General features: G+C 38.6%; 20 protein-coding genes and 1 tRNA gene. 10 read left to right on the top strand and 11 right to left on the bottom strand.

The window, feature by feature from the left end; all coding sequences use genetic code 11:
• Window positions 1-227: 227 nt before the first annotated feature.
• The gene (locus IQ31_RS26500) at window positions 228-554 is read right to left on the bottom strand and encodes a HesA/MoeB/ThiF family protein (RefSeq protein WP_145331307.1); all 327 of its coding nucleotides are present in this window, start codon (window positions 552-554) and stop codon (window positions 228-230) included.
• Window positions 555-744: 190 nt separating this feature from the next.
• Between IQ31_RS26500 and IQ31_RS26495 the strand changes: the two genes are divergently transcribed.
• Window positions 745-1,095, top strand: a complete 351-nt coding sequence (locus IQ31_RS26495) for a DUF2200 domain-containing protein (protein WP_075991811.1) — start codon at window positions 745-747, stop codon at window positions 1,093-1,095.
• Between the two features lie 33 nt (window positions 1,096-1,128).
• Here the strand turns inward: IQ31_RS26495 and IQ31_RS26490 are convergent, their stop codons facing one another.
• Window positions 1,129-2,382, bottom strand: a complete 1,254-nt coding sequence (locus IQ31_RS26490; RefSeq protein WP_145331305.1) for a beta-alanine-activating enzyme beta-propeller domain-containing protein — start codon at window positions 2,380-2,382, stop codon at window positions 1,129-1,131.
• Window positions 2,383-2,406: 24 nt separating this feature from the next.
• The gene (locus IQ31_RS26485; protein WP_145331303.1) at window positions 2,407-3,615 is read right to left on the bottom strand and encodes an exo-beta-N-acetylmuramidase NamZ family protein; all 1,209 of its coding nucleotides are present in this window, start codon (window positions 3,613-3,615) and stop codon (window positions 2,407-2,409) included.
• Window positions 3,616-3,845: 230 nt separating this feature from the next.
• Between IQ31_RS26485 and IQ31_RS26480 the strand changes: the two genes are divergently transcribed.
• Both IQ31_RS26480 and IQ31_RS26475 read left to right on the top strand, forming a co-directional pair.
• Window positions 3,846-4,712 carry a helix-turn-helix domain-containing protein gene (locus tag IQ31_RS26480; protein WP_172840662.1) on the top strand — a complete coding sequence of 289 codons (867 nt, stop codon included), beginning with the start codon at window positions 3,846-3,848 and terminating at the stop codon, window positions 4,710-4,712.
• Window positions 4,713-4,886: 174 nt separating this feature from the next.
• Window positions 4,887-6,407, top strand: a complete 1,521-nt coding sequence (locus IQ31_RS26475) for an acyl-CoA dehydrogenase family protein (protein WP_120334849.1) — start codon at window positions 4,887-4,889, stop codon at window positions 6,405-6,407.
• Window positions 6,408-6,488: 81 nt separating this feature from the next.
• Here IQ31_RS26475 and IQ31_RS26470 read toward each other — a convergent pair whose 3' ends face one another.
• Window positions 6,489-8,429: an AAA domain-containing protein gene (locus IQ31_RS26470; RefSeq protein WP_244294588.1), complete on the bottom strand. Its 1,941-nt coding sequence runs from the start codon at window positions 8,427-8,429 to the stop codon at window positions 6,489-6,491.
• Window positions 8,430-8,616: 187 nt separating this feature from the next.
• On the opposite strand from IQ31_RS26470, the gene IQ31_RS26465 reads away from it, so the two are divergent.
• The 3 genes from IQ31_RS26465 (at window position 8,617) to IQ31_RS26455 (ending at window position 10,074) form a co-directional block, all read left to right on the top strand.
• Window positions 8,617-8,955 (top strand): cupin domain-containing protein, encoded by a 339-nt coding sequence (locus IQ31_RS26465; protein WP_145331301.1) that lies wholly within the window; start codon window positions 8,617-8,619, stop codon window positions 8,953-8,955.
• 73 nt (window positions 8,956-9,028) lie between these two features.
• A complete protein-coding gene (gene bla / locus IQ31_RS26460; protein ID WP_145331299.1) occupies window positions 9,029-9,781 on the top strand; it encodes a BlaB/IND/MUS family subclass B1 metallo-beta-lactamase in 753 nt (250 codons plus the stop codon).
• A gap of 219 nt (window positions 9,782-10,000) precedes the next feature.
• A tRNA-Ala gene (locus tag IQ31_RS26455) sits at window positions 10,001-10,074 on the top strand.
• A gap of 63 nt (window positions 10,075-10,137) precedes the next feature.
• Here the strand turns inward: IQ31_RS26455 and IQ31_RS26450 are convergent.
• Window positions 10,138-10,566: a nuclear transport factor 2 family protein gene (locus tag IQ31_RS26450; RefSeq protein WP_145331297.1), complete on the bottom strand. Its 429-nt coding sequence runs from the start codon at window positions 10,564-10,566 to the stop codon at window positions 10,138-10,140.
• A 342-nt stretch (window positions 10,567-10,908) separates the two neighbouring features.
• Between IQ31_RS26450 and IQ31_RS26445 the strand changes: the two genes are divergently transcribed.
• Window positions 10,909-12,111 carry a BamA/TamA family outer membrane protein gene (locus IQ31_RS26445; RefSeq protein ID WP_232475793.1) on the top strand — a complete coding sequence of 401 codons (1,203 nt, stop codon included), beginning with the start codon at window positions 10,909-10,911 and terminating at the stop codon, window positions 12,109-12,111.
• A 3-nt stretch (window positions 12,112-12,114) separates the two neighbouring features.
• On the opposite strand, the gene IQ31_RS26440 is transcribed toward IQ31_RS26445, so the two are convergent.
• On the bottom strand, window positions 12,115-13,239 hold the full coding sequence (locus IQ31_RS26440) for a lipid II:glycine glycyltransferase FemX (protein WP_088160892.1): 1,125 nt from the start codon (window positions 13,237-13,239) through the stop codon (window positions 12,115-12,117).
• Window positions 13,240-13,499: 260 nt separating this feature from the next.
• Here IQ31_RS26440 and IQ31_RS26435 point away from each other — a divergent pair, with 260 nt between their 5' ends.
• Window positions 13,500-15,161 (top strand): DNA polymerase/3'-5' exonuclease PolX, encoded by a 1,662-nt coding sequence (locus tag IQ31_RS26435; protein ID WP_145331295.1) that lies wholly within the window; start codon window positions 13,500-13,502, stop codon window positions 15,159-15,161.
• 3 nt (window positions 15,162-15,164) lie between these two features.
• A complete protein-coding gene (ybaK, locus tag IQ31_RS26430; protein WP_115047880.1) occupies window positions 15,165-15,641 on the top strand; it encodes a Cys-tRNA(Pro) deacylase in 477 nt (158 codons plus the stop codon).
• Window position 15,642: 1 nt separating this feature from the next.
• Here ybaK and IQ31_RS26425 read toward each other — a convergent pair whose 3' ends face one another.
• The 5 genes from IQ31_RS26425 to IQ31_RS26405 all read right to left on the bottom strand — a co-directional run bounded on the left by IQ31_RS26425 (window position 15,643) and on the right by IQ31_RS26405 (window position 21,188).
• Window positions 15,643-16,410 (bottom strand): methyltransferase domain-containing protein, encoded by a 768-nt coding sequence (locus IQ31_RS26425; RefSeq protein ID WP_145331293.1) that lies wholly within the window; start codon window positions 16,408-16,410, stop codon window positions 15,643-15,645.
• Window positions 16,411-16,452: 42 nt separating this feature from the next.
• Window positions 16,453-17,436: a lipoate--protein ligase gene (gene lplA / locus IQ31_RS26420; protein WP_070569302.1), complete on the bottom strand. Its 984-nt coding sequence runs from the start codon at window positions 17,434-17,436 to the stop codon at window positions 16,453-16,455.
• 132 nt (window positions 17,437-17,568) lie between these two features.
• Window positions 17,569-18,573 (bottom strand): ATP-grasp domain-containing protein, encoded by a 1,005-nt coding sequence (locus IQ31_RS26415; RefSeq protein WP_145331291.1) that lies wholly within the window; start codon window positions 18,571-18,573, stop codon window positions 17,569-17,571.
• A gap of 13 nt (window positions 18,574-18,586) precedes the next feature.
• The gene (locus IQ31_RS26410; protein ID WP_145331289.1) at window positions 18,587-20,419 is read right to left on the bottom strand and encodes a peptidase MATCAP family protein; all 1,833 of its coding nucleotides are present in this window, start codon (window positions 20,417-20,419) and stop codon (window positions 18,587-18,589) included.
• Window positions 20,409-21,188, bottom strand: coding sequence for an N-formylglutamate amidohydrolase (locus tag IQ31_RS26405; RefSeq protein WP_145331287.1), 780 nt, complete (start codon window positions 21,186-21,188; stop codon window positions 20,409-20,411). Before IQ31_RS26405 ends, IQ31_RS26410 begins: the two co-directional genes overlap by 11 nt.
• A 427-nt stretch (window positions 21,189-21,615) precedes the next feature.
• Between IQ31_RS26405 and IQ31_RS26400 the strand changes: the two genes are divergently transcribed.
• The coding region (locus tag IQ31_RS26400) for a DUF4372 domain-containing protein (RefSeq protein ID WP_145331285.1) at window positions 21,616-21,809 on the top strand (194 nt) is incomplete at its 3' end.

Below are 21,809 nucleotides of genomic sequence, written 5' to 3'. Positions count from 1 at the left end.
CAAAAAAAGGCCAAATATGACTGGAACCTGTCCAATCTGGTCGCATTCATCAGAATGAATATCTTCGTGAAAATAAACATCTGGCAATGGATAGATGATCCCTTTCTCAGGCCGCCTATAAAAGGAAAAAAGGGACAGCTAAAGATCTTCGCAGATTGAAAAATAGGGGTCAATATCGAAATGATGAAAAAAGCTATGCTTGTACCACAGAAATCCAATCCTAAAATTTATTTAGGACACATATGATTATCTTTGTTAATAAATTCAGAAAACACGGTTATTTTGGCTTGCGGGTTAATTGAATGTAAACGTTCCTGCAAAGCAAATACTTTCTTAAGACCAATATCCTTGCTTGTGTAATTTTGTCTGTTTAGATTTGTCAATTCGACAACATCTCCATCGGCAATTGTCAAATTTTCGAAACCCATACGCAATAAGCACTCTGCAATGTAACTACCTATTCCACACCCTCCTATCAGCACAGGAAAGTCTTTGATACGTTGTTGATCCTCTTCTTTAATATGTATGTTATTTCGAATATACCTCAAATCCATATATAATCTTTCAATAATTTTGTATCACATAAAGATAGAATTATAATTTATATTATTATTAAAGAAATTGCTAAGTAAATTTTATAGTTACGTAGCAGCAATTAGCAATGATCCTGCTTAATTTAGCCAACTATCCTTTGTTTCTATTTTCATTCAAAATGAATACCTTTAATAAAATCAACATGTAAAAATGGATAATACAAGAATATATCGCATGTCATTTGCTGGTGTATACCCGCTTTATATACAAAAGGCCGAAAGAAAAGGACGCACAAAAGAAGAGGTCGACGAAATCATTTTCTGGCTTACCGGCTATAACCCCATATCGTTACAGCAAACGATTGACGATAAAATTGACTTTGAACATTTCTTTAAAGAAGCACCTTGCTTAAACCCGAATGTTTCAAAGATCTCTGGTGTAATCTGTGGCTATCGCATTGAGGATATTGAAGATCAGCTGGTTCAGAAGGTTCGTTATCTCGATAAATTAATTGATGAACTGGCCAAAGGTAGATCCATGGAAAAAATTTTGAGAAAGTAAGCCCTGCTACGATTTGTAAATAGCGCGTACTTACTATTCCAATGCATAGATGGCACCATCAGCCGAACTAAAATAAAGCCGATTTTCATCAATCCAAATTGTTGAAAAGATACTTCCCATCTGCAGGTAGTCTGCAAATAGTCTTGTAATATCATCCTCATATTTTTGTTGCAGATCAGCGCGGAGCACATTTTCATCATTTATAAACAACGGCCTGTTCTTTTTACTCGACTCCGTTTGAAAAACAGGCACAACTTCTCCGTTTTTTATATCCAATCTATAAATTACACCATCCAGCGTTCCAAAAAAAGCCTCATTACCTATGATAGTGGCACTGCTAAATGTGTTTAAGGGCACTTTAGGTTCAACTATTTTCACACCGTCCATTCTATTTAAAACAAGTATACTATAGGAATCCGACATGGTTACGACAAGCTTATCGTCAAAAATACTAGGAACACTCGTCCAGCTCCCTGGTTGATGATATACCCAAAAACCACTTCCATTCTCGATATTAAGCGCATATACATTAAAGTCACGAGCACCAAAATAGACTGTACTGTCGGCGACTGCTGCATGGAACTGAATCTCGCCTTTTGGAAAATAACGTTCGCCAAGCGTTTTAAACTTCCAATGAAGGGTACCATCTTTTTTCAAACAATAAAAATAACCATCAAAACTACCAATGAAAACACGCTGTTGTGTCAACGTTGGGGCTGCATGCACAATACCTCCAGTCAGGAATTTCCAAACAAGTTTTCCCGATTTAGCATCTACGGCATAAACATGATGATCTCCAGACCCAAAATAAACTACATCATCTGCAACCGCAGGAGATGAGAGGAAATAGTCCCATACATCATAACTCTTTTCACCATCGGTTGAAAACTGCCATAATTTTCGACCTGTTTGGACATCCAGGGCATACAAGTAGCCATCAGTGCTTAAAAAATACACTGTTCCGCCATCAATGGCAACAGTCGACCGAATTTCACCGGTAGTTTTATACTTCCAAAGTATATTACCGCTCGTTTTATTCAATGCGTAAAGATTACTGTCGCAAGACCCGACAAAAACGATATCCTTCCAAACGACGGGCGAAGAAAACAACCTTCCCTTTGTTTTGAATTTCCATTTCAACGCGGGATTTAACCTAATGTTGGATTGTGCTGTATAATTTTGGCGATCTAGGCCTTTAGCCAGCTGCTGCGCCCGTAATTGACAAAAACATCCCACTGCAATAAATAGGATAATAATTTGGCGCCAATCATATTTTAGTCCAAACATCGATTTACTTTTATTCAGGTTATATTATTGATAGATAAGGTATTTTTCCCTAGTCTTTCTATAATTACTTAGGCCCGGCTCCCAGCTTTTTCGGATTTCTTCTTCCGAAACACCGGCTTCAATTTGCTTGCGAAATAAACCCACGCCCACCAGCTTTTCGATACTGCCAATCTGTTTCGAAAATGATTGATCAAAAAACTTGTCTTTTTCCGGAGAATTCCGATACAGCGCTATCATCCAGGATAGGTTTATTTTTTTGCTATCTACTAGCTGCTGCAGATCATATTTACGCAGGTCTATTCCATAACATTCTTCATTCATAAAAAGTGGCGATTCACTCATCCCTTTTTTACTGACGGGAACAAATGAAAAGTCATATATACCCTTATAGATTGGACTACCGATCACAACAAAGGGATAATCGGTGCCTCTACCATGATTCACTTTCACACCTTCAAAGAGGCAGATACTTGGATATAAGAGTATGCTTTGTTCCGTATTTAAATTGGGCGAAGGATTGACTGGTAACTTATAAAGCATACTATGATCATAATCTGCTACAGGAATAATCTTCAATTTACACTTCTTTTTAGTACTCATCCAACCTTCTCCATTGATCATCTGGGCAAATTCAGCTGTAGTCATCCCATGTGCAATAGGAACAGGGAATTGCCCAATACCCGACTTATATTCTTCCTCCAAAATAGGACCGTCAATTAGATAGGCATTGGGATTGGGCCGGTCTAAGATCAAGAGCTCCTTATCATTTTCTGCGCAAGCTTCCATAATATCCCGAAGGGTATTAATGTTGGTATAAAATCTCACCCCCATATCCTGCACATCATAAATAAACAGATCGATATCTTTTAGATCCTTCGCTGTTGGCTTTTTCTTATTCCCGTATAAAGAGACAATAGGAATTTTGGTTGTCGGATCGATTTCGTCCCCCACTTCAGTTCCATTACTTGCATTGCCTCGAAATCCGTGCTCAGGTCCAAAAATTCTCACAATCTGAACCCCGCGCGCGAGTAGACTATCAACAAGGTGTCTCCCTTTAATAACCGTAGATGGATTTCCCAATATTGCAATACGTTTATTCATTAAATAAGGAAGATAACGCTCGGTTTGTTCTGCTCCAGTTTGTATACGATCATTACAATAATTCAACGAGATCTGTGCAGTTACATTTCTGAACAGGAATAGAGTCAAGATAGAAATGAGCACTAGTTTCATATTCATTTGGTTTATAATATTAAAATATAGCCCCTGAGCATCAGGCTATTTATCTGATTGCAAAAACTAAACTAAGGATAAAGCTTTATTTTAGCAAATCATTTGTTAAAATTGATAAACAAGTTTTATCCAGCTACCTTTGGAATATTATTGGGAGCATGATTTGCACATGAAACAATAGATGACATTCATAAGCTGTGGCATACTAAATTTTATAATAATAATTGATAATGGAAAAGCAGGTAAATGCGGGTGAATTTGTAGATCGTTTTATGACAGGTAGTTTGGAACATCTTCGCTACCAGCAATCGCCGATCAAGATATTCCAGCTCAGTGAAATCGCTCCTTATATTAAATTCCCTACCCCACCTATTTTCTTGGGCTATAACCTGCTTGTTCATATCACTGAGGGTTATTTTAAACATCAAATTGGAGCTAAGGAATATGTCGTAACAGCTCCAGCAATTCTTATCAGCAATTACGGCAATATCTCAACAATAAAGTCGGTCGATAAATCTGCGAAAGGCCATTGCGTTTTAATAAACGACAATGCAATGACTTCCATATTCCGGGAACAGGAGATTTTGAATATCTTTAATATCTCACCCTTACTGAACTTAACGGCGCGAGACAGCAGCGATCTTCAAGAGCTTTTCAGATTACTTTATGATGAATTGCTTTCGGAATTACCTTATAAAGAACTATTTGAAAATTTATTAAAATCTGCAATTCTAAAAATTATCAAGCTATCTTCATCCAACCTAGCGCTCAATCGGAGACAGGAAATTGCTATGATGTTCAAACAGCTGGTGCACAAAAACTTCAAAAAGCAAAAAAATATTTCATTCTACGCGGATAAACTCGCGGTATCTACAAACTACCTTAATCGGTGCGTATTTTCTGTATTCAAAAAATCGTCGAAGGAACTCATTCTTGAAGTGCTGATTATGCACAGTCAATTTCTATTGTTTGAATCCACTAAAAGCATTGCAGATATCTGTTATGAATTGGATTTTTCTGATCCCTCTTATTTCTCGCGGCTTTTCAAAAAAATAGTTGGCGTTTCTCCTACTTCTTATCGAAACAGAGCAACTTAGGTTTTCAATATGCACGATTTGTCCTATCTTTTATACTGAAGTACACAAGAGAATCAAATTGATTGGAGTTATTTTTGTGTAAGTGATTGAAGCAAAAGAGAATTTTTGGTCAACCGGCAGTTCTTCTTCATGTTTCAATTTACATTGTTCCATCATTTAATTACATATTTAAAGATGCTTAAGGTTTCAGAACACAACAATATAACCCAAGATTTCGATTTGTTTATTGCGGATTTTAAAACTAGGCTATCAAGCTTATTTAATAAAGAGTATGATTATAACTCGCTCAGTTTAACGCGTGGGCTACCGCCTGAGTTTTTAGCTGAGATCATGAAAATGCAACCCTTGTCGGTTGCTATCCCAGAACACCACGGTGGCCGGGGACTTCATGTAAAAGAATGTTTGGGTGTACTGGCAGCTGCTTCTTATGAATCACTATCTTTATCGCTAATCTTCGGGATTAATATTGCGCTATTTTTGGAACCTTTTGCCAAATACGGCAACACCTTACTTCAAGAGCGGGTATTCCATCAATTTTTGGAAAACCAGGCAATGGGAGGATTAATGATTACCGAACAGGCTTACGGCAGTGACGCACTCAATATGCGAACATCTTACGAACAAAAGGACGATAAGTACTATATAAAAGGTGAAAAACACTGGCAAGGTCTTACTGGAGCTGCAGACTTTTGGCTCGTGACAGCACGCAAGAAAAATGAAAATGGAGAACTGGTGCGGGATATAGATTTCTTTGTCACAGAAAATGCCGTCGAAGAACAAAAGATTGTTGTTACAAAGAAATACAATAGCCTTGGGCTCTATGCGATTCCTTATGGTGTGAACAACATCGACATTAATGTACCCGCGGATCACAAACTAAACCCGGAAAGTACAGGAATTAAATTGATGTTAGATACCCTCCACCGCAGCAGATTACAGTTCCCAGGAATGGGGATGGGTTTTATAAAGCGGATGTTGGATGAGGCCATGACACATTGTTCCGAACGCCGTGTAGCAGGTATTAGTTTAAATGAATTAGACTCTGTTAAATTTCAGTTGTCGCGCATACAGGCTGCATTTACCTTGTGTTCTGCAATGTGTTCATACAGTGTCTCGATCAGCTCTATCCATAATGACCTTTCAGCCTATGGTGTAGATGCCAATAGTGTGAAAGCATTTGTGACAGACTTAATGCATGAAGCCGCGCAAATATGTGTGCAATTATCCGGTGCTAATGGCTACAGGTTAGACCATGTTGCCGGTCGTGGCCTCATAGACAGTAGACCTTTTCAAATCTTTGAGGGGTCAAATGAAATGCTTTATTCTCAAGTTGCTGAAGCGATCGGTAAACTTATGCGCAAAACCAAAGAAAGCAACTTATTGTCTTTCCTAAAAAAATATAGCTCAACTGAATTTGCAGCACCGTTTTTCTCATCAATCTTAAATTTTGACTTTCCGCTACAGCCGAAACAACGTGAACTGGTTACCCTTGGAAAGATAATCGCCCGCGTCATTTGTTTTCAGTATGTTTTACAAATTAACAATGCCGGGTTCAATGATAAGATGACAGAAATAACACGTCAACACGTGAGCATGGATATTTATATGTTGGTAGGCCAATTATCAAATAACAATAATGCCGAACCACTTATGAACTATGACGATAACACGGATTGGATGAAGTTCACTTCTTAATAAGGAGTGACTACAGAATCAATCTAGTCAGTAAGTTTCAATAAAAGCAAGATGCCACTTCATAGGAAGTGGCATCTTGCTTTATATTGCTGAAATATCCCATTCCCACACACTATGATAGTGCCCTATCGACTCGGTATAGGCAATAAATTCTCGGTAAAACGGATGTGAACCTATTGTAGCACTATCTCCAATAACAACCAATTTCTTCTTAGCCCTAGTCATTGCCACATTCATCCGGCGAACATCAGACAAAAAACCAATCTGCTGTTCAGCGTTACTTCTGGTCAAACTGATATAAATAACATCCTTCTCCTGTCCTTGAAAACTGTCTATTGTCTGTATTTTAATCAAGTCGTTGAAAGGTCGTAGCGCTTCTTCCTCATCCAATACCTCCTTCAATAAAGTGGCCTGCTTTCGATAAGGTGCAATCACCCCGATGCTCAGGCTTTCATTTAGGCTCAAGGAAGCTTTCCAAGCCCCAATATGGTCGTTCAGATGAGCTTTAATAAAATGAGCTTCTCCTAGATTGAAGATTGCGCCGTCACTTTCCGTTTCTTCAAACCCCGCTCCCGCTGTATCGATAAATAAAACCGGTTCGGTATCCACTGCTAAGCTCCATTGTGCCACTGTACTATCTGCTCTCAACAAACCATTATACAAAGCTGCGGACGGGTATTCCATAATTTGTTCATTCATGCGATACTGCACATCTAACAAAGAAACTAATTGCGGATTATGGTCCACCAATTTTTCGAATAATGTATAGCTCAGGCCATGGTGAGGTACCCTACTGGATTTTACAGTAGGAGGCAATTGATTGTGGTCTCCCGCCAAAATAACTCGATGTGCCTTTAATATCGGTATCCAGCAAGCAGGCTCCAACGCTTGTGCGGCCTCATCAATAATGACTGTTTCATAGCTGCGATTGCGAATAACCTCATGATTCGATCCAACCAAAGTTGCAGTGATTACCTGCGATTTATCCAAAACATCTGCACTGATAAAATCCTGAATCTTATCGACATCTTTTCTGATTCGATGGGCCTCATCAAACAATGCTTTTCTTTGCTCCCGCTCAGCCTTTCCAAAATTACGTTTATATTTTTGAGCCATCTCTGTATACGTCCTCACTTGTTTTTGAAGTGTTTTAATATCCTTATTTGCGGGATGTCGATCAATCTTTGCATCGAGTGTCAATTCTTGAAGATGTTCCGAAACCTTAACAGGGTTTCCTATTCTTGTTACTGCAATTCCAGCAGCGTCTAAACGTTCGGTTAACAGATCAACGGCCGTATTGCTCGGCGCAACAACCAATACTTGCTTGTTGTATTGTTTTAGCAATGCGCTCACGGCCTGAACCAATGTTGTTGTTTTCCCTGTCCCCGGCGGCCCATGCAAAAGAGCCACAGTACTTGCTTCCAATAGCTGTTGGATCGCTTTATTTTGCCCCGTATTTAAGTTGGGATGCTCAAAGAATTTTCCAATAGATTCAGTTGGAATCACCTCTTCACCGATTAATCTTCTCACAAAACTACCTTGCTTTGCATCACGACTCAATTCCTTTCCTTTCTCCAATGCATTGAACATCTGCCGATAGGAATACTCATCAAATAACAAATCAACACCAAGCTTCCCTCTTCTGCTCCATTCTGGAAGTTCATCGACACGAAATGAAATTCGCATCCCATCCCTATTGATCGAAGATATGATGCCCTCTATTCGATCTCGGTCGGGATCGTGATTTGAGAACAGACAAACTGGCATACCAAAGCGAAACTTATGTTCGACCTCATAATGATTTGTTCGATTTAAATTAACGGACAAATAGTCTCCTCTTCCGAGCTCCGTATCTGTTATCTGAATCGGAAACCAGGTGACACCTTGCATTCTTCGTTCATTCAAACTACTTTTCAACAACAAGTTTTCATGTTGTAATCGATCAAATTGCTGCTCTTCTTGTAATAAAGTAATAAGCTCGTCGAAATAATTCATCGTGTAATATACATATTGCTCAAACACAAAATAACTGTTTTTTCACGTATTTAGACCATTTGGTTTTTAATTCATCCCATCTTTTGTCAAATTTTATAAAGCAAATTGATATGCTTCAAAAGAAGTAATGGATCTCGCCGTAAATTCGTATTTTTTTACTATAATTGAAAAACAGAGCGTTTTCCAATCGAAACATCCATAAATCAACAATTAGATGAGCGAAATATTCTTACACGACAGCGAGCAGCAATGGACAGACCTGGGCGAAGGTGTTATGCGAAAAATACTCGTTTTTAATGATGAACTCATGCTCATGAAAGTTCGTTTTAAAAAAGGGGCCATCGGTGCACTTCATCAACACCCCCACACACAGATTTCTTATGTGAGTGCAGGAAAATTCCGATACCATATTGATGGTGTCGACAGCATCCTAACCGCAGGTGATTCTTGTATCATTTATTCACAATTGATTCATGGATGTGAATGTCTTGAAGAAGGAGAACTGATCGATTCGTTCACTCCTTATCGCGAAGACTTTGTTCAGTCTACCTAAAAAATGTATTAACAAGGTCTTGAAAAAATAATAATCATTTTGTTCTAACGTTAATGCAATAACATTCAAAAATATGATCTCACTTCTTTCTCCTCATATTCGCGCAACATTTGCTGGTGTATGCCTGAGCATTGGTTTACTCGGTCTTTCCCCATCTCTACAAGCGCAAGAAAAGCCTCTTTTAATAGAGAAGATAAATCCGCAACTGTATCTTTACACGACCTTTAATACATTTGAAGGGACCAAATATGCTGCTAATGCGGTATACCTAATTACAAAAAAAGGCGTTATCCTTTTTGATACACCATGGGATTCCACACAATATCAACCCTTATTGGACAGTATCAAACAGAAACATAATTTACCCGTCATTGCTGTTTACGCGACACACTGGCACGAAGACCGGGCAGGTGGCTTTGCTTATTACAACCGCATTGGAATTCCAACCTATGCAACAAAAATGACGAACGACCTGCTAAAGGCAAATCACAAAGCCCAGGCCACTCATCTTGTTTCCACCAATAAAACCTACAGCGTCGGCGGACAATCTTTTGTTTTAAACTTTTTTGGTGCCGGACACTCCATGGACAATGTCGTTGTCTGGTTTCCCGAATATAAGATCCTAGACGGAGGTTGTTTTATAAAAAGCTCCGAAGCCCAAGATCTAGGATTTACGGCAGATGGGGATATAAAATCCTGGAAGCCATCCCTAGCGAGGTTATTGGCAAAATATCCCGAAATTAATATGGTTATTCCTGGGCACGATGCCTGGAAAGATAAAGGTCAGATTAAGCGAACCGAAGCGCTGCTTACTGGAGGACACTAATACATTGTTCATATCCTCCAGTACGCCGGTAAACTCTCTTGTTTTTCAATAGGATAAAAATATCTTTAAGGAACCAAATAGATAAAACCATTGATTATAATGCATTTAGGTCGTCAAAAAAAAGCAACTAGATAACAGATCTACAAAAAACAGTAGAAAAATAAAAAAGAGGCTTTGTTTATCCGAAAAAGTACTATCTTAGCGACACCAAATAAAGCAGGGGCATTAGCTCATTTGGCTAGAGCGCTTCGCTGGCAGTGAAGAGGTGATCAGTTCGAATCTGATATGCTCCACAAAAAAAGGGTACTTAAGTACCCTTTTCTTATTTTTAATCGACCAATTTTGACAGCAAATTCTTATTTATAAGAGTTTACAGATTTAGAAATTTTCCAGGTTCCGTTTTCTTTAACAACTGTGATCAGATCTGTTTTAGCAAAACCATCAAATTGCATCGTAACTTTCGCTATTGCATAATCAGGTAATTCTTCAACGATCTGTGTTGTTGTTCTGCAGTTCATCTTGATTCCTTTTTGTTTTTTCAAAAACTCAACCATCTCAAGACGGCTAAATTTCAAATCTTGTTTGCCACAAACTTTTTGGTTAAAATCAGCTGTAAAAAGCTTGTCCAAATTAGCTACCTGACCTTCGGTCATTGCTCCAACGTATTCATCGATGGCTAAATCAGCAGTAATTAAATTGCGTTCTTCTGGTTTAACTGAAGCCATTGAGCAAGTAGAGATTGCAATCATTGCCGCTGCTACAAATGTTTTTACTAAAGTTTTCATATCTTTTTCAATTTTATAATGTATTAGTATATTTTCTTATTTTATTGTCGCTTACTATATAAATTTGTTGCGTACTTTTTTTATTTATTTTCTGATTCAAAGTTAAGACAACGCATATATTGATTTCATTACATTTAGATTAACATTACATTAAAATCGGTAAATGATATTTTTTTCTAGGCGAATGAAATTTCCAATCAATTCTCTTTATAGCCAAAACGTGACAGAATGAATAAATTATTGGTTTGAATATTGTTATTCTATCTATTTCCTGCTAGATTGCATTCTTTCATGACACACTACGATAGCGCATATATTTTTTATATTAAATGTTCTATTTTGATGGTTCTACTTGTACTTGCCGATACTGCATATGCACAACGTCCCGTCAATGAAATAGAAACTACCAAACATCTCGCTGATACAAGTAAACAACGGGACCTGATTGATATTGGAAAAGAAATATTACATATCAAGCCACCCCAAACAGTCGATAGTACAGGAAAGAAAATCTATTTTTCCTTTTTACCCTTTTCGACAAATGTTCCTGGAGGCGGGCATGCTTTAATTACAAGTACAACCGCAGGGTTTTATTTAGGAGATCGTTCCGATACCTATATGTCCAAAATGACATTTACGCCCTACACAAATTTTGGAAAACGATTTGGCCTGCCAATCCGTTCTTACATCTGGTTAAAAGAGAATACATGGGTGATTGATGGCGATATCCGCCTATTAAAATATCCGCACGAAACTTGGGGTATCGGCAAAGAGCATCATGGCGACCAGCAGATTAATTTAGATTACACCTACTTTCGTTTATACCAACATGCATTAAAAAGAATTCATGGGGGCCTTTTTATGGGAATTGGTTATGACCTGGATTATAGAATGAATATTAAGTCTACGAGCAATACCAAGCTCGAAGACTACACTTCCTACCCTTATGGAACAGATTTAAAAGACAATACCATGTCTTCAGGAGTCAGCTTCAATTTAATTTACGATACGCGCGCCAATTCGATCAATACTTGGTCGGGTAACTATGCCAATTTACAGTTCCGTGTAAATCCGACATTCTTAGGAAGCGATCAGAACTGGAAATCGCTATTTCTCGAAGTTAGACGATACCATAGGCTTACCCAAGACAGAAATCGCCAAAATATGATTGCCATAAGGAGTTTCTTCTGGACTGTATTTAATAGTAAAGCGCCCTATCTTGACCTTCCGAATTTAGGATGGGATCCATACAATAGTTCGGGAAGAGGCTTTCCAGTCAGCCGCTTTCGTGGCAAATCACTTTACTATTTAGAAACGGAATATCGTCGTGATATCACCCAAAATGGCTTATTTGGATTTGTTGCATTTATGAACTTTACCACATTAAACGGACCAAAGAATTCCATGTTCGAAGACTGGAACGTCGGCACTGGTGCTGGTGCACGAATTAAATTTAACAAAAACTCGGGCACCAACATTGGAATCGACTATGGTATCAGTAAGAATCACCGCGGCGTTAGGCTCACCTTGGGTGAGGTCTTCTAATTTCTAACTTAAATGATAGCGCTGGTTTTTAAACTCCATTGACGCATAGTACTGATATTTCCTATTGTCCAAGGGATAATCCCAACAGCCCATACGATGGTAGATTTCACCACCAAATCCTGTTTTGAAACGATAAAGGCCATATAAAGGGTGTGAAGGATCTGCCTGTGGCGATACTCCAAAGAAATCATATTCCGTACAGCCTTTTTCTTTCGCAAGCTGCATCGCACGCCATTGCAAAGCGTATGTCGCCATATAATTACGATTTTCGGAAGCAGAAGCTCCATATAGATAAGTCCCCCGATTTGCCGCAATTACCAAAAACATAGCGGCCAAAGGCTGGTTATCCACTTCGGCTACTAAAAGATATACATCTGCGGGAGATAATGTATCACTTGCCCTTGCAGAAAGAACGATCTTAAAATAGCTTATATCATGTAAAAAAAAGTTGTTTCGAAGAGCTGTCTGCCGATAAAGCTCATACCAAACCGCCAAACTTTCAAGCCCCAGCGAACGCACACGTACTCCTTTTCGCTCTGCTAAATTGATATTATATCTCGTCTTAGATTTCATATTTCCAAGCAACATATCCTCACCCTTTCTAAGATCCATAAAAATAGTATTGGAAGGCAGTATATCTGTATTGGCTTTATGAAAGTTCCAGTTTTCTGTATTAAAATTAAAGCGCATTTCCTGAATACGTTTCTCCGGTACCCCTAGCCAGTTACCATGAAGATCATAACAATCATCCTCTTTAGCCCAATGTGATTCCCAAGATAGATCATAGCGTATCATTATACAATTTGGTGGCAGATGGGAACGTAAGCTCTCCGATAACTGTTCTAAAAAATAGCCCTGGTTTTCATCTGAAGGTTCAATCTCAGGCCCATAAGGTACATAGGCAATGCTATGTTCCTGATCTATGGCTTGTATGATAATTAATAGATCGCCGATAAAATAGGTATCGTCTTCGACCCCAACATACAGATCGGATTGTTTGGATTTAAAATTAAATGCCTTGGATTGTATACCTTGCATTTTTTTTACTGCAGACCAATAAGCAGTTTGTTGAATAATACCTGTTTTATAAAGCCCACTGATTTCTTTGTCACTAATGTCTGCTATCATGATATTTTACTATTTAATAGGGTTGTTTTTATAAGATATGCTCAAAATAACCACAATTTTAACACCCAAAAACGGCAAACATAGCCAAAATGTTTGGTTAAGCACACATGCATTTGTCACTTTGTTGTTAATTTCAAGAAATAGAGAAAAACAGGCATTTAAAGTAGCTTTTTTACATTATTTAACGCTATAATATCCGTATTTGAATTGTTATTTTGACCTAAAATTTAAGATATTTGTAGCTTAACAATTCAAATACGATGGACAATAAAGCGATCTCAAAAATTTTCAAATTATGTAGCCAATTGATGGAGCTTCACAACGAAAATCCTTTTCGAACAAAATCCATTGCAAGTGCCTCTTTTAAGTTGGACAAGCTACCTTTCCGTATTGAAGAGGCCAGTCTTGAAGATTTGAGTGCACAGCCAGGAATAGGAAAAAGTACGGCTGAAAAAGCCAAAGAAGTTGCCGCTACAGGAACTTTCAAAGAGCTTGAGGATCTTATTGAAAACACACCATCCGGTATTATTGAAATGTTAAATATTAAGGGCCTTGGCCCTAAAAAGATTCAAATTATCTGGAAAGAACTCGAGATTGAAAGTGTGGGCGAATTACTTTACGCCTGTAATGAAAACCGTCTCGTAGAAGCAAAAGGGTTTGGTCTTAAAACGCAGGAAGACATCAAAAAATCCATTGAGTTTTCTATTTCCAACAAGGGATGGTTTTTATATGCAAAAGTACTTCCACTGGCAGAAAAATTTTTCAACGAATTGAAATTGCATTTCCCTTCTTCGCTGCTGTCATATACAGGAGATTTCAGAAGAAAATGCGAGGTTTTGAGTACCGTAGATCTTTTAATATCGGAAAGTATAGACAACGTCGAAAAATTCCTCGATGGATTTACTTTAGTGGAAAAAACAGAAAACTCCATAGAACTGACCGATGAATTGGGGTTTACTTTCAAAGTATTCAGTAGTAATATCAATGATTTTTATCGCGACCTGGTTCTTAGTACTGGATCCACTGCACATCTCGATCTTCTATTTAATATTCTACCGGATCTTCCTTCACTTTCCAGTGAAGAGGCCATTTACCGTAACTTGGGTTTAGATTATATTGAACCCGAATTACGAGAGGGGTTGAATGAAATAGTGCAGGCTCAAACGCATTCACTGCCAAAGCTGATTCAATACAAAGATCTCAGGGGAACACTCCACAATCACTCCACCTATAGTGACGGCGTACATAGCCTCGAGCAAATGGCATTACATTGTAAAGATGTCCTGGGGCTAGAATATTTGGGTATATGTGATCACTCGCGAACTGCAGTTTATGCCAACGGCCTCTCCATTGAGCGATTGGAACAGCAGTGGAATGAGATTGCTACCTTAAACGAAAAATTGGCTCCATTCAAGATTTTCAGGGGAATTGAATCTGATATTCTAGGTGACGGCTCATTAGACTATCCCGATGAGGTATTGGCTAAGTTTGACTTCGTTGTCGCCTCCGTACACTCCAATCTGAAAATGGACGAAGACAAAGCCACAACAAGACTAATCAAAGCGATCGAAAATCCGTATACAACAATCTTAGGCCATCCAACAGGAAGACTATTATTAAGTAGAGCCGGATATCCCTTAGATTTTAAACGGGTAATCGATGCTTGTGCGGCAAATGGCGTTGTCATTGAGATAAATGCAAATCCTTTACGATTAGATCTGGATTGGAGATGGCACCGTTATGCAGTAGAGAAAGGAGTTTTACTTTCCATCAATCCCGATGCCCATCGTACAGAGGGATTGCACGATATGCAATATGGTGTATTGGTGGCGCAAAAGGGTGGTATGCAAGCAAGCAACTGTTTGAATACATACACGCTAGATGCCATAACGACCTATTTTAATAAGAAAAAACAAGGCTAGGGTATGTCGAGTAAAACAAATGCTGTTCGGCTGTTGGACACAGCAAAAATAACGTATGAACTCAGAGCATATGAGGTAGACGAACAGGACGTCAGTGCTGAGCATGTCGCCGAAACCCTAGGTTTGTCGCCCGAGACACTTTATAAAACCTTGGTCTTAAAAGGCAACAAAGATCCTTATATTGTCGCCGTAGTTCCCGGAAATGCACAGCTCGACCTAAAAAAAATAGCGAGAGCCTCTGGGAATAAGAACTGCGAAATGCTCCCGATGAAAGACCTTTTAACGGTGACCGGCTATATTCGTGGTGGCTGTTCACCTATTGGCATGAAAAAACAGTTCCCAACCTTTATTGAAGAGGCCGCACAATTGGAGACAGCGATTTCGGTAAGCGCGGGAAAAAGGGGGCTTCAGATTATTTTAGCCCCAACAGACCTGGCTACGATCACAGCTGCCCATTGGTCCGATCTGATCGATATGTGAATTACCCTTTACGCCCATATAATAAAATGCGCTTGAAAGAATAGATCGCTGGAAATTTAGTGAAATGTTTTTCGATACGTGTTTTAAATTCAGTTACAAACACAGACTTCTTATCTTCCTCCAATTGTTCCATGTAAGGAATCAAAGCAGACCCAGCGATAAAATTATAAAGCATGTCTGCATCAGCAGCGATGAGCGGATAGACACGAAGAGAAAGGTTTAGTTGATCCAAGCCATTATCAAATAACAATTGCGCATATGTATCAATATCCAATACCGAAGAAGGCCTATTCCAGCCCCTTAAATAGGATCGATAGGGTTCTTCCGTCGCCAATTCAAATAAAATTTTATTGAGTATATTTTCGGGCTGATAAGGCATTTGTATCGCCAATTGCCCACCAACATTAAGCTTAGAAATAATTTGAGGGAAAAGAACCTGATGATCTTCCAGCCATTGTAAAGCAGCATTACTGAATATAAGATCCCAGGTTTTTGGCTCTGCAAGGAAGGTCTCGACGGAACTTTGCCTAAATTTCAGACGTTCCGTTTCCAACTTATGGCTTTTAGAAAGCATTTCCGCAGAAGAATCTATCCCAAGAAAGGTCGCTTGAGAAAATTGTTCGCTTAAGATAGCTGTCTGTTCACCTGTACCGCAACCTAAATCGACGGCATGTTCCATTTTATCGGTAGTAATTAGTTCAGATAAATCATAAAACGGTTTAAAACGGACATCTTTAAATTGATTGTATATAGCTGGATTCCAAGGCATATATTTATTAATTAACACCCGTATCGGGCAATACTACATTTTCTATTTAAACAAGGTAAGAATTTCTGCGGGTTCAACTTTTCCAAAATACGTCGTCAAATCAATTGATTTCAGTAAGGTATCAATCTCTCCTACTTCATGCTTTTCACCAATCAATAAATTTTCAAGTTCATGAATTGATCGGGATGCAAAAAAATCACCGAAAATTTTAGCCCTTTCAATGTATCCTTTATGTACATCCAAATGCAACTCGATGAATCCCGCAGGGATCTTAATTGCTTTTTTAAAGTTATAATTTGGTGAAAAGCCGAAGTTCCAATCCCATGTTTCATACTTCTCTTCAACCAATTTTTCTATATTTTTAATATCCGAAGCGGTAAACTCAATCATTTTGGCTGCCGGATTCTCACGTTTTATTTCTTCAATCAACAATTCCTTAAAATCTCCAGTCGTAAAACCAGCAGGTAGATATTCAATTAAGTTTGTGACACGTGCGCGATTCGATTTTACAGCCTTATCTACAAACTTCAATGGATTGACCTTTAAAGCATCGCTTAATACCTGCATCTGCGAATCAATCAATATCGTACCATGTTGAATCATCTTCCCATTTTTTGCAAGCTTGGCATTTCCACTAAACTTCTTCCCATCTACCAGGAGGTCATTTCTTCCTTCTAATTTTGCAGGGATATCCAATTTGTTCAAAATATGTACAATCGGCTGTGTAAAGGTAGAAAAATCCATAAAATCATGATTTCCCAATAAGGTATGAAAAGAAAAATTTAAGTTTCCAGCATCATGATAAACAGCACCACCGCCAGACATTCGTCGCACAACCTTAATCTGATGCTCGTTGACATAATCAAGATTGATTTCGGACAAGGTATTCTGAAATTTACCCACGATAATTGAAGGGTCATTTACATAGAGTAAAAAAATATCCTCTTCAGGAAATTTACCCAATAAATACTCCTCTGAAGCGATGTTAAAATAGGCGTTGCGGGATGGAGAATCGATAATCAGCATATTTTTCTTTTTTCAAAAATAACAAGAATTTAATTCCTGTAATTCATTTCAAATTCATAATTACCGCAAATCATTAACTTAGCACTCCCGCAGCGATTTCAACAACATCAATTTTCATCGATACAATTGTCATCAACCTCGTTCTCTGAAAGCAACCTTCTCCGCTAATTTTTCAATAATAAGCGCCGAAAAATCTTCTTTTACAATTTCTTCCGTCTGGCATAATGCCCCCGGACTAAATACATTGATTTCCATAATACGATCTCCTACCACATCCAAACCAACAAAATACATTCCGTCTTGAACTAATTTATTCCGGATCTTATCAACCATAAGCAATAACTCCGGTGAAATAATAGCTTCTTGCGTCTTTGCACCTTGATGCACATTGCTCCGAATCTCATCCCCCTGTTGCACGCGATGAACAGCAGCATACTTACCATTGATCGAAATAGGCTCTCCATTTAGTAAAAAGAATCTAATATCACCGCGGGCAGCTTCCGGAAGATATTCCTGGCCAATCACATAACCATCTCGGGCAATAGCCTCTACAGTTTGCTTGAGGTTTTGCTGATTATCCTTATTGATTAAAAACACGTTTTTACCGCCGGACCCCTTCAAGGGTTTCAAAATAATAAGCTTATTCTGTTGTTCAAAAAATTCAATGACATCGGCATAGTTTCGGGTTACAATTGTTTTAGGTCGAATAGATTCATCAAATCCCTCGAGATACAACTTATTACTAGCCCGACTAAGGCTATCGGGATCATTGATAACCAATACACCTTTTTCTTTTAGGAGAGCGGCAAATTGTAGGGCTGAAGCGGCAGCCCAAGGTCGGCTAACCATATCGAGGACTGGATCAAACCGTAGCCAAACCACATCCATATCTTCCAAAATCATCTTCGTTTTCTCTGTTGCGCGCAATACTTCCATGAGGCTATTAGTAGAGGTAAGCATCTGATCAGGGAGTACTTTTCGCACATGGGCGGCAATATGGGCCGACTCATAGTAGAAATCGGCCAAGCCAATATAATAAATTTCATGTCCCATTTGATGGGCTTTCAATGCCAAAACAGTCGTCGTGAAACGAGCAGTTTCTTTATGGGTTTGGTTGATCACGAATGCTATCTTCATATAAAATATCTGATTACTGAATCATTTGAAATATTCCATTACTTTTTTTGAGCTGTAACAAGGCATCCTTGTATGGATCCATTAGATACCTTGGTGTCAGGACCGGGGCCTTCAAGACGCCCTTTAACATGAGTTCTTCAACGATTGGTATATAATCTTCGCGGATTTTACCCATCGTCAACAGGGATAGATCTCGCCCGCTCTTGATATAATTAGTCAATTCGATTAAACCACTCAAGTATAATGCATCTTTGGTAAGCCCACCACTTCGATAGACCCGCATCGTCATTTGAAAAGCTGTTTCGGTCAAAAATTGGTACTTATCTACCAATACTGAAAATGTATCAATAAATGAACCGCCCTGCTGCATATGATGGACAGCGATAACTCTGCCTGCCAGAATACGTAGTCTATTATTTGTCAGACCGCCCACCAAATACTCAGCAAGTACAGCGAGGCCTTCCTGAAGTTTTTCATAACCGGGAACCCCTAATCTAAAGAGACTGAACGGCTGTTGCTTCCCATTATAGTAAGTAACAATATGTGTACCGACCTCATGTTGAATCAATGCCTTTACCCTATTCCTTGGCAAACTATACTGCTTACTTATATTGAGTACGCCTTGATTTACCATCACGCCATAAATATCATCCCGTAGCCGCACTGTGGTGCCAAAGCTTGGATCTTGGTTTTTCAGATAATCCAATTCTTCCTGGGCGAGCTTAGCGAACTCTTCGGCATAGACAATATCCTCTTCCTTCGTTCTCACTTCTCTATCCGTTGTCGTAATGGTCAAAATTGCCTGAGCCTTTTCCAACAATTTTTCATTGACAGTACCAAAAACCTGCATACTGCCCAACAAAAATCCTTCTTTTCCCCGCTCACTCAACATGGTCATCATCTGATCAAGCTCCTTGCGTTTATCACGAAACAAATAAGCAATGGAAGGATCAAATAAATCTTCGATATGCAAGTTATAGAGGTTTCTCTTGATAATATCTGGATCAATAGGCATGGGCCTATATCGAAAAACAGGAGTTTTTCGGTAATTCCCCTTTTTAAATTGCTGCCAGGCATCATAAGAATTCGTTGGTGTAACCAATAATAAAAAATCAAATCGTTGGCTTTCCCGCGCTAATTTCTGATCAATCTCCCAAGCTAAAGGAAGCATCTTTTTAGGCTGGCTTATTTTAAATGCCGTAGGTTTAGATAAGGTATGTATACGTATGAATTCGAAGAATGTTTTCGACAGACTCCTGGATATGGCTTCACGGAAATGACGCAGATCGATCGGTAAAATTTGCTGATCTACGCCTAAAAGGTATTTCGGTTTTATCTCCAGCCCCATGTAAAATATATTGGTGTTCAGATTATCCAACTGTACACTCGAAGGGGATAAACTTTGCGTTGCATTTGTTTTGGAATCTGTCAATATCTCCACTTTGGAAATCGATTCTTCTGTTGTCAGTTGCTTACCTAGATACTGAGCGATAGCCTGTACATTTTTCCGCGCAATATGTATTTGGATATCCTCCTCCTGTGCTGAATCCGCTGCCCAAGCTTCAATAATCAAACAAGCACCAAATTCTTCGACAAGTTGATTGAGGATTGGAGCGATCCATTCAGAAACATTCATCTGTGGGTCTCTTACCCTAAAATAAGCTGGTTCTGATTTAACCAACTCTGCCAGCATAGGATCTTGACTAAAAAACTGCCTGTATAAAAACAGATAAGGAACAACTTGATTAAATACCAGTTTGTTTTTTGGCGGAATCTGTACGTGGAAAACCTCCTTATTTTTGATCATTTTTAAAATGCCAGCAAGTTGTTTCGCATTATCTTTCATAGGCAAAATAATTTTCCAGTGTTCCAATGCTGTGCAAGAGAAGTTGTTTATATTCCTGAAGCTTTTGCGGAAATACTTCCCCAGTCCATTCGTCCATAAAGTCTTTCCGGAATTCGATAGAAAAAATACAGCCTTTATCACCAAACTTATCATTCAAATACGCAGAAAGGAATCCGCCCTTAAACTTGACATTCTCACGTACGTCGTAAACTTGTCCATCTTTTCCAGTCTGTAGTGCTTCCAAAATCTGATCAGTCAGCGTTCGCCATTTTTTATGATTATGTTGCGTCCCAATATTGATCTGAGGGTCGGTTTCATTATTTAAACTAGTTTCAGCCCCCCCGCGACGCATATTATAACTATGAATATCATATACGATAAAATAGCCATAATGATCAATCGTGTGCTGAATCGCTTGGCTTATTTCTTCATAAATGCCATCATAGGCTGCATACAGCTGACCTTTTAGTTCATTGGGTAGATCTGTTCGCCATACCCGCATCCCCCAAGATTGCTCAGGTGTAAGATAAATAGCATCTTCTCGTTTTCGATTAAGATCCAGTTGAAACCTCGAAGTTCCAGATACAAATCGATTACAGGGTAATTCGGCCAAAATAGCCGTATAAGGATCCTCTTCGCGTAATCGTTCTTCGTCTGAAATATTTATGTAGGGCATCAAATGCGCATCGATCTGATGGCCATCATGAATGGCAAAAGCCCAAAATGGGCTATCGTAATTTTCAAATTGATAGCGATATGTTAAAGACATGTACCTTTTTTTAAACAGTTTACGTCAAATAGACAGCATTGATTGCTGACCTTTTTGTTTAGATAAACGCTTATGAGCAACAAAAGGTTTGAAAATTAACTGGATTGTCTTGAGAATTAGGAGCTCCCCCTCTTATCCGAAAAGAGGCTGTTAAAAATCGTTAAACAGCTAACGGGTTCAGTACATTGGCATCCTTCTTGAATATTATTTTGTAGTTTCATAAATTTAGGTTAATAATTTAGTTAGTTTATAAAAAACCTGTTAGTCCCCGCTAACAGGTTTTTTATTTCCCCTAAAAAGAAAACAAAATAAATAGTAGTATATTTTACTGGAAATCAATCACTTGCGTCCTAAACGTTTAAAAAGTGGCGGTGTTTGGATATAGCAAAGTTGCTATATTTAAATTGCAAAATTATAACACACCGCCATGATAAATTTAAATGTTTTTAGTCAGATTTTATCTCTTATCGACCGCGAATTATTCAAAGATTTGGTTTCAAAGCACAAAAGTGACAAACATCAGAAAGGGATCAACAGCTGGACGCATCTAGTCAGTATGCTTTTCTGTCATTTTTCCTCGGCAGATTCGGTTCGTGATATTAGTAACGGTCTACGCAGTAC

Origin of the sequence: Sphingobacterium siyangense, from assembly GCF_007830445.1 — a bacterium.
Classification (GTDB): domain Bacteria; phylum Bacteroidota; class Bacteroidia; order Sphingobacteriales; family Sphingobacteriaceae; genus Sphingobacterium; species Sphingobacterium siyangense.
The sequence above is the reverse complement of the archived record's forward strand: the minus strand, read 5'-3'. Positions and strand labels throughout refer to the sequence as shown.

Excerpts from the sequence above, each read along its gene's own strand:
- IQ31_RS26500 (WP_145331307.1), bottom strand. The coding sequence starts at position 554 with ATGGATTTGAGGTATATTCGAAATAACATACATATTAAAGAAGAGGAT.
- IQ31_RS26495 (WP_075991811.1), top strand. The coding sequence starts at position 745 with ATGGATAATACAAGAATATATCGCATGTCATTTGCTGGTGTATACCCG.
- IQ31_RS26490 (WP_145331305.1), bottom strand. The coding sequence starts at position 2,382 with ATGTTTGGACTAAAATATGATTGGCGCCAAATTATTATCCTATTTATT.
- IQ31_RS26485 (WP_145331303.1), bottom strand. The coding sequence starts at position 3,615 with ATGAAACTAGTGCTCATTTCTATCTTGACTCTATTCCTGTTCAGAAAT.
- IQ31_RS26480 (WP_172840662.1), top strand. The coding sequence starts at position 3,846 with ATGGAAAAGCAGGTAAATGCGGGTGAATTTGTAGATCGTTTTATGACA.
- IQ31_RS26475 (WP_120334849.1), top strand. The coding sequence starts at position 4,887 with ATGCTTAAGGTTTCAGAACACAACAATATAACCCAAGATTTCGATTTG.
- IQ31_RS26465 (WP_145331301.1), top strand. The coding sequence starts at position 8,617 with ATGAGCGAAATATTCTTACACGACAGCGAGCAGCAATGGACAGACCTG.
- bla (WP_145331299.1), top strand. The coding sequence starts at position 9,029 with ATGATCTCACTTCTTTCTCCTCATATTCGCGCAACATTTGCTGGTGTA.
- IQ31_RS26450 (WP_145331297.1), bottom strand. The coding sequence starts at position 10,566 with ATGAAAACTTTAGTAAAAACATTTGTAGCAGCGGCAATGATTGCAATC.
- IQ31_RS26445 (WP_232475793.1), top strand. The coding sequence starts at position 10,909 with ATGGTTCTACTTGTACTTGCCGATACTGCATATGCACAACGTCCCGTC.
- IQ31_RS26440 (WP_088160892.1), bottom strand. The coding sequence starts at position 13,239 with ATGATAGCAGACATTAGTGACAAAGAAATCAGTGGGCTTTATAAAACA.
- IQ31_RS26435 (WP_145331295.1), top strand. The coding sequence starts at position 13,500 with ATGGACAATAAAGCGATCTCAAAAATTTTCAAATTATGTAGCCAATTG.
- ybaK (WP_115047880.1), top strand. The coding sequence starts at position 15,165 with ATGTCGAGTAAAACAAATGCTGTTCGGCTGTTGGACACAGCAAAAATA.
- IQ31_RS26425 (WP_145331293.1), bottom strand. The coding sequence starts at position 16,410 with ATGCCTTGGAATCCAGCTATATACAATCAATTTAAAGATGTCCGTTTT.
- lplA (WP_070569302.1), bottom strand. The coding sequence starts at position 17,436 with ATGCTGATTATCGATTCTCCATCCCGCAACGCCTATTTTAACATCGCT.
- IQ31_RS26415 (WP_145331291.1), bottom strand. The coding sequence starts at position 18,573 with ATGAAGATAGCATTCGTGATCAACCAAACCCATAAAGAAACTGCTCGT.
- IQ31_RS26410 (WP_145331289.1), bottom strand. The coding sequence starts at position 20,419 with ATGAAAGATAATGCGAAACAACTTGCTGGCATTTTAAAAATGATCAAA.
- IQ31_RS26405 (WP_145331287.1), bottom strand. The coding sequence starts at position 21,188 with ATGTCTTTAACATATCGCTATCAATTTGAAAATTACGATAGCCCATTT.